General features: G+C 63.0%; 17 protein-coding genes. 12 read left to right on the top strand and 5 right to left on the bottom strand.

Features of this window, described 5'->3' with window-relative positions; all coding sequences use genetic code 11:
* The first annotated feature begins 70 nt into the window (after nucleotides 1–70).
* From AD664_RS12520 to AD664_RS12510, 3 genes are all read left to right on the top strand, one after another.
* Nucleotides 71–490: an organic hydroperoxide resistance protein gene (locus AD664_RS12520; protein WP_042728483.1), complete on the top strand. Its 420-nt coding sequence runs from the start codon at nucleotides 71–73 to the stop codon at nucleotides 488–490.
* Between the two features lie 76 nt (nucleotides 491–566).
* Nucleotides 567–1337 carry an alpha/beta fold hydrolase gene (locus AD664_RS12515; RefSeq protein ID WP_053146916.1) on the top strand — a complete coding sequence of 257 codons (771 nt, stop codon included), beginning with the start codon at nucleotides 567–569 and terminating at the stop codon, nucleotides 1335–1337.
* 177 nt (nucleotides 1338–1514) lie between these two features.
* Nucleotides 1515–2060, top strand: coding sequence for a hypothetical protein (locus AD664_RS12510; RefSeq protein WP_053146914.1), 546 nt, complete (start codon nucleotides 1515–1517; stop codon nucleotides 2058–2060).
* A 44-nt stretch (nucleotides 2061–2104) separates the two neighbouring features.
* On the opposite strand, the gene AD664_RS12505 is transcribed toward AD664_RS12510, so the two are convergent.
* Both AD664_RS12505 and AD664_RS12500 read right to left on the bottom strand, forming a co-directional pair.
* A complete protein-coding gene (locus tag AD664_RS12505; protein ID WP_047735632.1) occupies nucleotides 2105–2740 on the bottom strand; it encodes a hypothetical protein in 636 nt (211 codons plus the stop codon).
* Nucleotides 2741–2872: 132 nt separating this feature from the next.
* Nucleotides 2873–3760 (bottom strand): MerR family transcriptional regulator, encoded by an 888-nt coding sequence (locus AD664_RS12500; RefSeq protein WP_053146912.1) that lies wholly within the window; start codon nucleotides 3758–3760, stop codon nucleotides 2873–2875.
* A 147-nt stretch (nucleotides 3761–3907) separates the two neighbouring features.
* Here AD664_RS12500 and AD664_RS12495 point away from each other — a divergent pair, with 147 nt between their 5' ends.
* The 7 genes from AD664_RS12495 (at nucleotide 3908) to AD664_RS12465 (ending at nucleotide 9415) form a co-directional block, all read left to right on the top strand.
* Nucleotides 3908–4354 (top strand): PAS domain S-box protein, encoded by a 447-nt coding sequence (locus AD664_RS12495; RefSeq protein WP_053146910.1) that lies wholly within the window; start codon nucleotides 3908–3910, stop codon nucleotides 4352–4354.
* A 104-nt stretch (nucleotides 4355–4458) separates the two neighbouring features.
* Nucleotides 4459–4881, top strand: coding sequence for a nuclear transport factor 2 family protein (locus AD664_RS12490; protein WP_053146908.1), 423 nt, complete (start codon nucleotides 4459–4461; stop codon nucleotides 4879–4881).
* Complete coding sequence (locus tag AD664_RS12485; protein ID WP_053146906.1) at nucleotides 4878–5630, top strand: SDR family oxidoreductase; 753 nt, start codon at nucleotides 4878–4880, stop codon at nucleotides 5628–5630. The genes AD664_RS12490 and AD664_RS12485 overlap by 4 nt, the downstream gene beginning before the upstream one ends.
* Before the next feature lie 6 nt (nucleotides 5631–5636).
* Complete coding sequence (locus AD664_RS12480; RefSeq protein ID WP_053146904.1) at nucleotides 5637–6884, top strand: NAD(P)/FAD-dependent oxidoreductase; 1248 nt, start codon at nucleotides 5637–5639, stop codon at nucleotides 6882–6884.
* The gene (locus AD664_RS12475; RefSeq protein ID WP_053146902.1) at nucleotides 6881–7690 is read left to right on the top strand and encodes a DUF1365 domain-containing protein; all 810 of its coding nucleotides are present in this window, start codon (nucleotides 6881–6883) and stop codon (nucleotides 7688–7690) included. The genes AD664_RS12480 and AD664_RS12475 overlap by 4 nt, the downstream gene beginning before the upstream one ends.
* Complete coding sequence (locus AD664_RS12470) at nucleotides 7665–8927, top strand: cyclopropane-fatty-acyl-phospholipid synthase family protein (protein WP_053146900.1); 1263 nt, start codon at nucleotides 7665–7667, stop codon at nucleotides 8925–8927. Before AD664_RS12475 ends, AD664_RS12470 begins: the two co-directional genes overlap by 26 nt.
* A complete protein-coding gene (locus AD664_RS12465; RefSeq protein WP_053146898.1) occupies nucleotides 8927–9415 on the top strand; it encodes a DUF2878 domain-containing protein in 489 nt (162 codons plus the stop codon). The genes AD664_RS12470 and AD664_RS12465 overlap by 1 nt, the downstream gene beginning before the upstream one ends.
* 12 nt (nucleotides 9416–9427) lie before the next feature.
* Here the strand turns inward: AD664_RS12465 and AD664_RS12460 are convergent, their stop codons facing one another.
* Genes AD664_RS12460 through AD664_RS12450 form a run of 3 tightly spaced genes read right to left on the bottom strand, consistent with a single transcriptional unit; the run spans nucleotide 9428 to nucleotide 10808 of the window.
* Nucleotides 9428–9733, bottom strand: coding sequence for a DUF6482 family protein (locus tag AD664_RS12460; RefSeq protein ID WP_053146896.1), 306 nt, complete (start codon nucleotides 9731–9733; stop codon nucleotides 9428–9430).
* Nucleotides 9730–10266 carry a DUF3833 domain-containing protein gene (locus tag AD664_RS12455; protein WP_053146893.1) on the bottom strand — a complete coding sequence of 179 codons (537 nt, stop codon included), beginning with the start codon at nucleotides 10264–10266 and terminating at the stop codon, nucleotides 9730–9732. The genes AD664_RS12460 and AD664_RS12455 overlap by 4 nt, the downstream gene beginning before the upstream one ends.
* 2 nt (nucleotides 10267–10268) lie before the next feature.
* The gene (locus tag AD664_RS12450; protein WP_053146891.1) at nucleotides 10269–10808 is read right to left on the bottom strand and encodes a chalcone isomerase family protein; all 540 of its coding nucleotides are present in this window, start codon (nucleotides 10806–10808) and stop codon (nucleotides 10269–10271) included.
* 104 nt (nucleotides 10809–10912) lie between these two features.
* Between AD664_RS12450 and AD664_RS12445 the strand changes: the two genes are divergently transcribed.
* Nucleotides 10913–11404 (top strand): DUF1543 domain-containing protein, encoded by a 492-nt coding sequence (locus tag AD664_RS12445; RefSeq protein ID WP_053146889.1) that lies wholly within the window; start codon nucleotides 10913–10915, stop codon nucleotides 11402–11404.
* 234 nt (nucleotides 11405–11638) lie between these two features.
* Nucleotides 11639–12700, top strand: coding sequence for an aldo/keto reductase (locus AD664_RS12440; RefSeq protein WP_053146888.1), 1062 nt, complete (start codon nucleotides 11639–11641; stop codon nucleotides 12698–12700).
* Nucleotides 12701–12716: the final 16 nt, after the last annotated feature.

Genomic DNA, 12716 nt, shown 5'->3' with positions numbered 1-12716 from the left:
TTAGCGCACAAACATTTAAAGCGCTAAAACATAGCCAGCACCGTCCGCATCTACTCTCAGGAGAAACATCATGAAAGCACTCTACACCGCAGTAGCAACCGCCACTGGTGGCCGTGATGGCCGCGCTGTTTCGAACGACGGCATCCTCGACGTGAAGCTGACCACACCCAAGGAACTCGGCGGCGCCGGCGGTGCGGCGACCAACCCTGAACAACTGTTCGCCGCCGGTTACTCGGCCTGCTTCATCGGCGCGCTGAAATTCGTCGCCAGCCAGGGCAAGCGCAAGATCCCGGACGACGCCTCGATCACCGCCCACGTCGGCATCGGCCAGATCCCCGGCGGTTTCGGCCTCGACATCGACCTGCACATCAGCCTGCCGGGCCTTGATCAAGCCGATGCCCAGGCGCTGGTCGACGCGGCCCACCAGGTCTGCCCGTACTCCAACGCCACCCGCGGCAATGTCGATGTGCGCCTTCACGTCTCGGTCTGACGTCAGGGGCCTTCCCGAACGTGCACACCGCCACAACAGGCAACCACCCGCTTCTTCTTTTTAAAGGTAGTGACTCATGAAAAAGCTTCTTTCTGGCCTGGCCCTCGCCACCGCTTTCGCAGCTGCCGGTCTTGCAAACGCGGCCGACGTCAAACCCACTGTCGTGCTGGTGCATGGCGCTTTCGCCGACTCTTCGAGCTGGAACGGCGTGGTGAAAATTCTGGAAAAGGACGGCTATCCGGTCATTGCGGCGGCGAACCCTTTGCGGGGCGTCAGCAGTGATGCCCAGGCCGTAGCGAGCATCGTCAAGAACATCAAGACGCCGGTGGTCCTGGTCGGCCACTCCTACGGCGGCTCGGTGATCAGTGAAGCGGCGTACGGCAACCCCAACGTGAAGGGCCTGGTGTACGTGGCAGCGTTCACGCCCGAGACGGGCGAGACGGCGGCGCAATTGTCTGGACGGTTCCCGGGCGGCACCCTGGCTTCGGCCTTGGCGGCCCCGGTGGAGCTGGCCGACGGCGGCAAGGATCTGTACATCCAGCAGGACAAGTTCCACGACCAGTTCGCCGCCGATGTACCTGAGGCCGAAGCACGCCTGATGGCTGCCGGTCAGCGTCCGGTCACCGTCGCCGCGCTCAACGAAGCCGCGACCGACCCGGCCTGGAAAACCATTCCATCCTGGTTCGTGTACGGCGACAAGGACAAGAACATCCCGCCTCAAGCCATGGCGTTCATGGCAGAGCGTGCACATTCCAAACAGACGGTCGTGGTGAAAGGCGCCTCCCACGTGGTGATGGTTTCCAACCCGAAGGTGGTGGCCAACCTGATCGAGAAAGCAGCGCAATAACACGCCCTCTGGCAACCGAGGACCGCTGGCAACAGGCAGCGGTCCTTGCTCATCTGCTGCAAGCTGCAATGGCGCGGCAGGCATTCGTCATCGGCACGGCACACGTCTAATCCTTGATGGCTCATGGCTATCTGTCGATAATCACGCCTCTTTAAAAAAAGCACATAAGGATTTGCTGTGAAGAAGCTCTACCTGGCTCTACCGTTCTGCGCCCTGCTGCTTCAAGGCTGCGGTGTGACCATGACCCGCTACGAACCCAACTTCCAGAACGTTCAACAGCTCAAGCAACAGGAGCCCATGCAGCCCGTGCGTGAAGCCCAGGTCGATGCCGATTCCGGCCAAGGGTCGCTGATGGTGCGCATGAACCCGATCTCTTCGCCTGCCGGTAGCGTTCCGCTGCACATCCAGGCAGCGATCAACGACGAACTGCGCCAGGCGGGTCTGCTGGACCCACGCGCTGACCGTCAGTTGCAAGTCCGGTTGGTCAAGAACCAGCTCACGGCAGGCATGGGTAGCGGTCATGGCGAGTTGTCCGCACGCTTCACGCTGCGCAAGGGCGACCAGGTTCTCTACGAAGCCACCAAGGACGTGCAGCGTGAATGGGACAGCAGTTTCTTCGGCCCGATCGCCATCCCGGCGGCCGCGAACAACTACAACCCGATGGTGCAGGACCTGCTCAAAAACTTGTACAGCGACCCGCAATTCACTCAAGCGTTGAAGTAAGCAAAAAAAAGAGCCGCAATCGCGGCTCTTTTTTTTCAGCGGTGTCAGCCCCGTGGAATGCGGGTGTCGACAGCGGAGTATTTCGTGCGGTTGTTGTCGACCCAGTTCTTCAACAGCGCATTGACCTGGCGGTTGAAGGTGTCAGTGACGGCTGCCTTGGGGGTATTGCCTGCCAGTGGCAGGAACCAGATGCCCATCCAGGTGTTGATCGCGTCATGGTTGTTGGCCTTGCCCAGTGGCTGGCCACGCTCATCCACGGTTTCCAGGCTCATGGTGTACTGGTCCGTTGCCAGTGCAGGAATAATCCCGAGCGAGAAACCACTGATGAACGCCAAGACCAACTGACCGCCGCCTGGCGCGTGGTTGTAGACCTTCAGGCGCAGGCTGTAGTCACCGGGTTGCTTCTGGAATTCGTCGAAAACCACGCGGCCAAACAGCCCCGATTCATCGATGGTACGTTTCAGTTCGGGCTTGAGCATGTCGCGGGCCTGCGGCACTTCGGTGGCCTTGGCACTGTCAGGTTCGCCCTGATAGAAATCGAAGTCGACATAGACGTTCGGCTTGTTCGAATAACCGGCCATCGAAGGCAGGTTCACTGGGGCGACTTCATCCTTGGTGAAGCTGGCGCAGCCAGTGAGGCTCAAGGCCAGGACAAGACCTATGGCTTTTGCAAATTGCATATCAACTTCCTTGCGTAATGTTCTAGTTGCCGCTCACGAAGAGGGGTGCGGATTCTAGCGGGATCCACCCGAAATCAAAAGGCCATCACTTGGATGGCCTCAATGCCTGCATGCAATCGTGCAAACAAGCGGTCACAGATCCAGGGAGCCTTTGATCAAGGCGTTGAGCACGCCCTCGACATCGGCGTCCTGCTCGTTCAACAGGCGCAGCGGAATGCCTTGCAGGGCGGCTTGCGAGCCAGCCAGCCCCACCCCCGTCAGGGCTAGTGGGCAAGCGATGTCCATCTGTAACGAACGCAGGCGCGTGGCCAGGAGGGGGTTGACCGGCGCCTGCAACGCAATCACCAGCGCCGCCGGCTGGATGGCCGCGCACACCAGGGCAAGCTCTTGCAAGGGTTGCCCGCAACCGAGCACATCGATGCGTTGCTGCTTGCCGCCCAGCAGCACGGCGGCGCACAGCAACTGCAGTTCGGCATGCCCTTCGGTACCAGCCAGCAGTACGCGCGGCGCATCCGCCTGATCCCTCTGCAGGCGCAGCATCAGGCGATTGCGCAGGAACGTGTCGAGAAACAGCCATTGGCTGCACGCCCCCAACGCACTGCCCGCCGCCAGGTCTTGCCAGACCGGCATCAACACCTTGCGCAGTACCACAGCCTTGGGCAATAGCGTGAACAACCGGTGATAGAGGTCTTCCAGCGCCCGGGCATCGAAGGCCTTGGTGGCGTGCACGACGGCGGCACGCCAATCGTCAAGCGCGTTGTCCTCGGGCGGGACCACCTCGTGCTGGCCTTCGAGCAGTTCGCCGACCTTGCTGATGGGCAGGCCACCGGCCGTCCAGCGCAGGATGTCGCGTATGCGCTGTACATCCTCGACCGTGTACAACCGATGACCACCGTCGGTGCGTTGCGGGCGGATCAACCCATGGCGTCGTTCCCAGGCACGCAATGTCACCGGATTGATGCCGGTCAGGCTGACCACGTCACGCATGGGCAGCAAATCGGGTGGGGTGGCTTCAGTCATACGAGGGGTTTATCCGAAAGGTGGCACATTCTAAACCCATACAGTCTTTCTGCGGCGAGCATCCGTAGGTCATCATGTGGCAAACCGCACCGACGCTTCGCACAGGTGCGCTACGCAGACCGCTGCATTATTTCGTGGGTGGGCCCAATGATCGACGCAAAGCTGCTGCAATTGATGGTCGAAAACTCCAACGATGGCATCGTCGTCGCCGAGCAGGAGGGCAACGACAGCATCCTCATCTATACCAACCCGGCCTTCGAACGCCTCACCGGCTACAGCGCCGACGACATCCTCTACCAAGACTGCCGCTTTCTCCAGCGCCAGGATCATGATCAGGCGGGCATCGCCGCTATCCGCGAGGCGATCAGCCAGGGCCGGCCCTGCCGTCAGGTCCTGCGCAACTATCGCAAGGACGGCAGTCTGTTCTGGAACGAATTGTCTATCACGCCCGTGCACAACGAGGCGGACCAGTTGACGTACTACATCGGCATCCAACGCGACGTCACGGCGCAGATTGCCGCCGAAGAGCAGGTTCGCGCGCTGCAAGCAGACGTCGCGGAACTGCGTCGGCAACTTGCCGAGCTCGATCGTTGAAACAAAAAACTGTACAAGAGGATTGACTTGTACAGATTTAACCGTACGCTTCAGCCATACCTGTACAACATTTCTTTTTTGTACAGGATTGCCTGGAGTGCCGTATGTCAGCCTACCTGCAGCAATTCGCCGAGGACTTTGCCCGTCTCACGGGAGACAACCTCGATGCACTGGAAAAGCTGTACAGCGAAGACATCATCTTCCGCGATCCCCTGCATCAGATCCAGGGCCTGAAGGACCTGCGGGCCTACTTCACCGAGCTGTACGCCAACGCCCACGACATCCGCTATGCCTTCACCAGCGCCGACGAAGTCCAGCCTGGGCAAGGTTACCTGCGCTGGACCCTGCATTTCCGTCATCCACGCCTGGCCCGCGGCGAGCAGATCACCCTGCAAGGCTGCAGTCATTTGCAGTGGAGCGACCGGGTCCATTTCCACCAGGATTATTTCGACGCCGGCGCCCTGCTCTATGAACACATCCCGGTCATGGGCGGCGCCATCCGCTGGCTCAAGGGCCGGCTGGCATGAGCCGTTGCTGGCTGACCGGCGCCAGCAGCGGCATCGGGGCCGCGCTCGCGCAACACCTGCTGGAGCAAGGCCATCAGGTGGCATTGGGCGGTCGTCGCGCAGATAGCCTCGCACCTCTGGCGGAGCGGTTTCCCGGCCAGGTATTGCTGGCCATCGGCGACCTCGACGACCCGGAGCAAGTGACCGGGATCGCCGCCCGGATCCAGCTTGCCTGGGGAGCGCTGGACATGGCGATCTTCAATGCCGGCACCTGCGAGTACCTGGAACCGGGCCATTTCGACCCCGCCGTGGTCGAGCGAGTGATGCGCACCAATCTCATGGGGGTCAGCCACTGCCTGGCGGCCGCCCTGCCCTTGCTGCGCAATGGCCAGCGACCCCACCTGGTGTTGATGGGCAGTTCGGTGACCTGGCTGGCCTTGCCTCGCGCCGGTGCTTACGGCGCGTCCAAGGCGGCCGTGCGGTATCTGGTGGAGTCGCAGCGTATCGACCTGGCCCGCGAGGGCATCGACGTCACCCTGGTCAACCCCGGCTTCGTCGACACGCCCCTGACCCGCCGCAACGATTTCCCCATGCCGCAACTGTGGTCGGCGCAGCGCGCCGCACGGCATATCGCCAAGCGTCTGCCGCGACGGCCGCTGGAGATCAACTTCCCCGGCATTTTCACCCTGGTGTTGCGCCTGCTCGGGTCCATGCCCGCGCGCCTGCGCCTGAAGCTGGGCCAACGCCTGGCGCGCCATGAACAGGATTGACGACCGATGCGTATAGCTATCATCGGCAGCGGCATCGCGGGCCTGACCTGCGCCCACCTGCTGTCACGCAAACACGAAGTGACGGTGTTCGAGGCCGCCGAATGGGTTGGCGGTCACACCCACACCGTCGATGTGGCCTGGCGTGGCGAGCACTATGCCATCGACACTGGCTTCATTGTCTTCAACGACTGGACCTATCCGAACTTCATCCGCTTGCTCGATCAGCTCAAGGTCGCCTCACGGCCGACCGAGATGAGCTTCTCGGTGCATGACCCGCTCACCGGCCTGGAGTACAACGGTCACGACCTGAACACGTTGTTCGCCCAGCGTCGCAACCTGGTGTCGCCGGGATTCTGGGGAATGCTGCGCGATATCCTGCGCTTCAACCGCCAGGCGCTCGCCGACCTGGATGAGCAGCGTATCGATGCCAGCACCACCCTGGGCAGCTACCTGCGGGCGCAGGGCTACGGCCAGCGCTTCATCAAGCATTACATCGTGCCGATGGGGGCGGCGATCTGGTCGATGTCCCCCGCGGACATGCTCGACTTCCCCCTGCAGTTCTTCGTGCGCTTTTGCCGCAACCACGGCTTGCTGTCGGTCAATCACCGTCCGCAATGGCGGGTCATCGAAGGCGGCTCGCGCAGTTACATCGCGCCGCTGTGCCAACCGTTCGCGCAACGTATTCGGCTCAACTGCAAGGTTCGCCGGGTCAGCCGCGACGAAGGCGGCGTAACGCTGACCAGCGCCGCCGGCCCGGAACGCTTCGACAGCGTGGTGTTCGCCTGTCATAGCGACCAGGCCCTGGCGCTGCTGGAAGCGCCCAGCCCGCAAGAACGCGCCGTACTAGGCGCGATCCGCTACGCCGACAATGACGTCGTGCTGCACACCGACAGCCGCCTGCTGCCGCGCCGCAGGAGGGCCTGGGCCAGCTGGAACTATCGCCTCGGCGGCAGCGACCAGGCCCCGGCGGCCGTGACCTATAACATGAACATCCTGCAAGGTATCCAGGCATCGGAGACCTTCTGCGTAAGCCTCAACCAGACAGCGCTGGTGGACCCGGCGAAGATCATCGCCCGCTTCCAGTACGCCCATCCGCAATACAGCCTGGCCGCATCGGCTGCGCAAGCGGACCACGCGCAACTGCAGGGCCAGCAATTGAGTTACTACTGCGGCGCCTACTGGGGCAACGGGTTTCACGAGGACGGGGTGGTCAGCGCGCTGAAGGTGGCTGAGCATTTCGGAGAAACATTGTGAACAGCAGCCTTTGCCTGGGCTGGATCAGCCACCGTCGCCTGTCGCCACGGCGCCATGCCTTCCGCTACCGGATCGGCCTGTTCTACCTGGACCTGGACGAGCAAGCCTGGCTGCTCGGCCTGTCGCGCTGGCTGGGGCGTTGGCGCCTGGCACCGCTGAGCTGGCGCGAGGGCGACTACCTGCCGGCGCGGACCCGCCAAGGCGAGTCACTGGCCCAGGCCGCCCGCCTGCTGGTCGGACAGGCCACGGGACAAACGCCCGAGGGCCCGGTCCACCTGCTCACGCAGTTGCGTTGCTGGGGCCTGTCGTTCAACCCGGTGAGTTTCTATTTCTGCCACGACCGCGACGGGCACCTGGCGGCGATCCTGCTTGAAGTGCGCAACACGCCGTGGCGTGAGCGGTTCCACTACGTGCTGCCGGTGCCAGACGACCTCGCCAAACCGTTCGCCGTGACCAAAGCCTTCCATGTGTCGCCGTTCATGCCGATGGACATGGACTATCGCCTGCGATTCGCCCTGGACGAACAGCACGTGCGCATTCACATGGAGAACTGGCAAGGCGCCGACAGGGTTTTCGAGGCCGACCTCGCCTTGCGCCGCCAGCCGCTGGATCGAAAGGCGTTGCATCGATACATCCTGGCGTTCCCCTGGATGAGCCTGCGCACTGTCTCGGCCATTTACTGGCAAGCCTTGCGCCTGTTGTTCAAGCGCACCCCAATCCATGACCACACGACCCGCCCGGGCGACCTGGCGCTCGGCCAACCTTGCGAGAACCCCGACCATGTCCAATTCCACCCTGAGCGTTAGCAAGTCCACGGGGCTGGCGCCTTTGCTCGGCGGGCTGGCCCGCACCGCCGTGCTCGCTCAACTGGGCAAGCTGCGCCACGGTCACCTGCGGCTGCTCAGCCATGGGCGGCAATGGAACTTCGGTGATGCCGCCAGCCCGTTGCAGGCCGAAGTGGAGATCCTCGACGACACCACCTGGAGCATGATCGCCGGCAACGGCTCGATCGGCGCGGGCGAGGCCTATATCCACGGCTTCTGGCGCAGCCCGGACCTGGCCTTGGTGACCCGCCTGTTCGTCGCCAACCTGGACGTGCTCGATGCCCTTGAAGGCGGCCTGGCGCGCCTGGGTCGCCCGGCCCTGCGACTGCTGCATCGGTTGAACCGCAACAGCCGACGCGGTTCCCGGCGCAACATCCTGGCCCACTACGACCTGGGCAATGCCTTGTTCGAGCGGCTGCTGGACCCGACCATGATGTACTCCGCCGCCCAGTTCGAGCACGCCGGGCAAACACTGGAACAAGCCCAGTTGCACAAGCTGGAAAACATCTGCCAGAAGCTTGAACTGCGCCCCGACGATCATCTGCTGGAGATCGGCTGCGGCTGGGGCAGCCTGGCGATCCACGCGGCCATCCGGCACGGCTGCCGGGTCACCACCACGACCCTTTCCGAAGCGCAGTACGCCTATACCGTGCAGCGCGTGCAGGCCCTGGGGCTGGAGCAGCGCGTGACGGTGCTGCGCGAAGACTACCGCGACCTCAAGGGCACCTTCGACAAGCTCGTCTCGATCGAAATGATCGAGGCTGTCGGCCACCGCTACCTGCCGGTGTATTTCCGCCAATGCGCGGCACTGCTCAAACCCGATGGCCTCATGCTGTTGCAGGCAATCACCATCCGAGACCAGCGCTATGCCCAGGCACGGCGTTCGGTGGACTTCATCCAACGCTACATCTTCCCCGGCGGCGCCCTGCCCTCGCTGAGCGTGATGCTCGACACCGCCAGCCGTCACACCGCCCTCAACCTCGTGCATCTGGAGGATTTCGGCCTGGACTACGCCCGCACCCTGGAACATTGGCGCGATAACTTGCGACAGGCGCGTACCGAACTGACGACGCTGGGCTACGACGATACGTTCCAGCGTCTGTGGGAGTTCTACCTGTGTTATTGCCAGGGCGGTTTCCAGGAGCGCGCCATTGGCGTGGCGCACCTGCTCTGGGCCGCGCCCCAGGCGCGGCGTGCAGCCTTGCCCGGGCAGGCTTGATGCCCAGGCGATGGCTGGTCGCCAATGCCCTCTGGTTGCAGGTCGGCTGGTGGATCTGCGTACTAGGCGCTCAGCATCCCTGGCTGTTGTTGCTGGTGCCCGTCGGCCTGGGCCTGCATCTGTGGCTGTGCCCGGACTTCAATGGCGAGGTAAAGGCCCTGCTGCGCACCGCCCTGGCCGGTTGTGCGCTGGATAGCCTGCTGGGGGCGTTGGACGTATTCCGCTTCGATAGCTGGCCGCTGCCCCTGTGGCTGGCACTGTTGTGGCTGGTCCTGGCCAGCGGCTTGCGCCACAGCCTGGCCTGGACCGGCCGGCCCGTCTGGCGCGCGGCGGTACTCGGCGCAGTGGGAGGCCCATTGGCCTACCTGGGCGGCGCCAGAGTGGCGCAGGTCGAGCTGCCGCTGGGCGTCATGGAAACGGGCCTGCTGTTGAGCGCGGTCTGGGCATTGGCCTTTCCCCTGCTTGTGCGCCTCGCGGCGTGGCGCTGAGCCGCGGCCTCTCTACCACTGGCTGGCCAGTGTCAACGGCAGCCGCAAGGGCGCGATGGGGCCGTCACGCTGTCCACACATCTCATCATGCACCACGTACTGCACCAACGTGCACGGCACGGGTGGCAGATCGATCAGCAACTGGCGCAGCTCGGTGGATGAACGCAATCGAACAGGCTCGCCCTGGGCATCGCTCAGGGTGACCGGACCGGTACCGGTCATGGCGCGCAGGAGGTAGAAGCCGCCTTCCAGCGACAGCAACTCAAGCGCTTCGACTTCCCCGGCCGTGACTCGCTCAGTGAGTTGACTCAAATTCATGGCGTGCCCTCCGGCAAGCGGCGGAAGAACAAGGTGATCTGGCCGATCTCCACCCCCAGTTTGCTCATGCTCGAACGGTTGATCAGGGTGTCTTCATCCATCAGGTACATCCAGTCGTCCAGGTCCACTTCCCAATGCCGTCCTTCCACGGGCAAGTCCAATCGGTAACGCCAACGCAGTGCGTTACCGGCCACTTCGCCCTGGGCCTCGCCGATCACATCCCCGGCGGTTCCGCGCCAACGACCCGGGCCGTCCGGCACAATCGTCCAGGTACGCTGCTGTCGCGTGCCGTCGCTGTAGAGGAAATGTTCATCGAGGATCAGCCGCTCGCCTTCACGGCGACTGTCGATGCGAACGTGGAAGCGCTTGACCACTTCTCCGGACCGCTTCTGGAACATCCCCCAGGCCTGCACCGGTCGCGAGAAGAACGCCGCCAGGTCCAAGCGCGGTTGTTCCCCGGCATAGTGCTCGACGCCGACATTGCCACAACTGCCGAGAAACAGGCAGGCCACCAGCAAAAGCGCTTTGTACATGTTCAGGTCCCTCGGTCGTTGTCCGCCAGGCCGAGCAGACGCTGGCGCAATTGTGGGTCGCGGGCCCGCGGATCCAGCCAGATGGCGAAGAACGCTCGGGCAAACGACGGGTCGGCCACTTCATGGCTGAGCTTGCCGTCCACGTAGAAGCGGCAACCCTTGCCCGGCAGGTACAGGCCAGTGATGCGCATGCCGGGGCGCACGTCTACGAATGCGACTTGCATCGCCTGGGTCCAGGCCTCAAGGGATTGGGCTGTCAGGCTGCCGGGGCCTAGCCGCTGCATTTCCTCGAGGCTGGCCTGCACCAGCGTTTCCCGGGATATCGATCGGTGATAAAGCAACTCCAACGCGAAGGGCTGGTTCCAATCCTGTACCGGGCCGGCGGTCCACAACCGGGCGGTATACAGGCGCAGGCCGAACCAGGTGAAATCGCCCTGCCCCAGCCGTTGCGCGGTGGGCAGCGTCGTTCGCCAGTCTGCGGCAGCCGAGGTCATCACCGTCAGCATCAGGCAGAGGCAGGCCCAACGAACAGGGTGCGCCATGGAGAACCTGTAGAATGAGAAAATACCTGTACAACATTAGTTTCTTGTACAGATAAATTCAAACCTTGTATAGATTTATGCGCAACCTCTAGTGAGGAGTTTTCATGCTGTACGTAGTCATGCTCGGCGGTCGTCACCCTCGGGCCAGCATCGAAGTACACGACGTGGTGTTCGCCCAGGCGGACTCACTCGAACGGGCGTACCCCCAACTGCGCCAGGCGTGGTTCGGCAGCCGTCAGGGTTTGCATATCGATTCCTGGCTGGAAGTCGACGGCATCGACACCTACCGGGTCGAATTCAGCCCGATGGCCCCAGGCCCCGACGAACCCAAGCTGTTTTTCATCAACCTGGGTGGCTACGAGCGTGACGTATTTGGTGAAGCCCACCGCTACCTGCTGGTAGTGGCCCGAGACAAGGCCCAGGCCAAGCAATTGGGCAAGCGCCGCATGCCGGCGGATTGGCTCAAGGCCCACACCGACGCCGTGCTCCAGGTGGACGATTGCCTGCCGGTGGACTGGGTAAACGGCCACTACGTCCACCTGGTCAAGGGGGCTCACAAGGGGATGGGTCAATACAGCGACTACTGCCTGATCTGAGGCGCCGGTTTGCGCGCTCGGTAGACGTTGAAAGGCCCCGGGCGCTGTCGCAGATTTTCCAAAAATAGAAAATCATCCTGCGTTTTCTGGCGTTTTTTTCCGAAAATGAAGCATCTAGCTTAGTCCGTGACACCAGGAACGCACGGCAAGCGCGCCTGGTGACCGACCATCAATGAAGTACGCGCAGCGTGGCTCATCGGCTCGATCACGCTGCCGCGTCTTGAGGAGAACGCGATGAAATACAAGACCCTGGGCAACACCGGCCTGCTTGTCTCTCAACTGTGCCTTGGCACCATGACGTTCAGCGACGGCAGCGGTATCTACAAACACATCGGAGACGTCGGCCAATCCGCGGCGGACGAACTGGTCAAGGCAAGTATCGACGCCGGCATCAACTTCTTCGACACGGCCGATGTCTACTCCGGGGGCGCGAGTGAGCAAACCCTCGGCCAGTCGCTCAAGAACCTTGGCATCGCGCGCAACGAAGTCGTGCTGGCGACAAAAGTGTACAGCCGCATGGGCCCCGGCCGAAACGACGTCGGCGCCTCGCGCGGGCATATCATGGACGCTGTCGAAGCGAGCCTGCGGCGGCTGCAGACCGACCACATCGATCTCTACCAGATCCACGCCACCGACAACGTGACGCCCCTGGAGGAAACCCTGCGCGCACTGGACGACCTGGTCCGGCAGGGCAAAGTCCGTTACCTGGGCGTGTCCAACTGGCAGGCCTGGCGGATTGCAACGGCGCTGGGGATTTCTGCGCGCCTGAACCTCGATCGGTTCCATACGCTGCAAGGTTACTACTCGATCGCCGGACGTGACCTGGAGCGCGAACTCAAGCCACTGCTGGAAGCGGAGCACATGGGTTTGCTGGTCTGGAGCCCCCTGGCCGGCGGCCTGCTGTCCGGCAAGTTCAGCCGTGAGAACCAGGCACCGGAAGATTCGCGGCGTGCGTCGTTCGACTTTCCGATTGTGGACAAGGCGCGCGCCTGGAACGTGATCGATGTCCTCAAGCCCATCGCCCAGGCCCATGGCTGCAGCCCGGCCCGCATCGCCCTGGCCTGGCTGCTGTCGAAACCCGTCGTGACCTCGGTGCTCGTCGGCGCGAAACGACTCAGCCAGCTCGAGGACAACGTCGCCGCTGTCGACATTGTGCTGAGTGACGATGAAATCGCCCGGCTCGACGCGGTCAGCGAACTACCGCCCGAGTACCCCGGCTGGATGCTTCAGACACAGGCGGCGGATCGCCTGGGGCCCGTCGACCTGTGGGCCGGCAAGACCTCCCCGACATCATGACGGGCCAGTGCCCTCC

The organism is Pseudomonas sp. P97.38 (assembly GCF_001269745.1).
GTDB lineage: Bacteria > Pseudomonadota > Gammaproteobacteria > Pseudomonadales > Pseudomonadaceae > Aquipseudomonas > Aquipseudomonas chlororaphis_E.
The sequence above is the reverse complement of the archived record's forward strand: the minus strand, read 5'-3'. Positions and strand labels throughout refer to the sequence as shown.

Excerpts from the sequence above, each read along its gene's own strand:
- AD664_RS12520 (WP_042728483.1), top strand. The coding sequence starts at position 71 with ATGAAAGCACTCTACACCGCAGTAGCAACCGCCACTGGTGGCCGTGAT.
- AD664_RS12515 (WP_053146916.1), top strand. The coding sequence starts at position 567 with ATGAAAAAGCTTCTTTCTGGCCTGGCCCTCGCCACCGCTTTCGCAGCT.
- AD664_RS12505 (WP_047735632.1), bottom strand. The coding sequence starts at position 2,740 with ATGCAATTTGCAAAAGCCATAGGTCTTGTCCTGGCCTTGAGCCTCACT.
- AD664_RS12500 (WP_053146912.1), bottom strand. The coding sequence starts at position 3,760 with ATGACTGAAGCCACCCCACCCGATTTGCTGCCCATGCGTGACGTGGTC.
- AD664_RS12495 (WP_053146910.1), top strand. The coding sequence starts at position 3,908 with ATGATCGACGCAAAGCTGCTGCAATTGATGGTCGAAAACTCCAACGAT.
- AD664_RS12490 (WP_053146908.1), top strand. The coding sequence starts at position 4,459 with ATGTCAGCCTACCTGCAGCAATTCGCCGAGGACTTTGCCCGTCTCACG.
- AD664_RS12485 (WP_053146906.1), top strand. The coding sequence starts at position 4,878 with ATGAGCCGTTGCTGGCTGACCGGCGCCAGCAGCGGCATCGGGGCCGCG.
- AD664_RS12480 (WP_053146904.1), top strand. The coding sequence starts at position 5,637 with ATGCGTATAGCTATCATCGGCAGCGGCATCGCGGGCCTGACCTGCGCC.
- AD664_RS12470 (WP_053146900.1), top strand. The coding sequence starts at position 7,665 with ATGTCCAATTCCACCCTGAGCGTTAGCAAGTCCACGGGGCTGGCGCCT.
- AD664_RS12465 (WP_053146898.1), top strand. The coding sequence starts at position 8,927 with ATGCCCAGGCGATGGCTGGTCGCCAATGCCCTCTGGTTGCAGGTCGGC.
- AD664_RS12460 (WP_053146896.1), bottom strand. The coding sequence starts at position 9,733 with ATGAATTTGAGTCAACTCACTGAGCGAGTCACGGCCGGGGAAGTCGAA.
- AD664_RS12455 (WP_053146893.1), bottom strand. The coding sequence starts at position 10,266 with ATGTACAAAGCGCTTTTGCTGGTGGCCTGCCTGTTTCTCGGCAGTTGT.
- AD664_RS12450 (WP_053146891.1), bottom strand. The coding sequence starts at position 10,808 with ATGGCGCACCCTGTTCGTTGGGCCTGCCTCTGCCTGATGCTGACGGTG.
- AD664_RS12445 (WP_053146889.1), top strand. The coding sequence starts at position 10,913 with ATGCTGTACGTAGTCATGCTCGGCGGTCGTCACCCTCGGGCCAGCATC.
- AD664_RS12440 (WP_053146888.1), top strand. The coding sequence starts at position 11,639 with ATGAAATACAAGACCCTGGGCAACACCGGCCTGCTTGTCTCTCAACTG.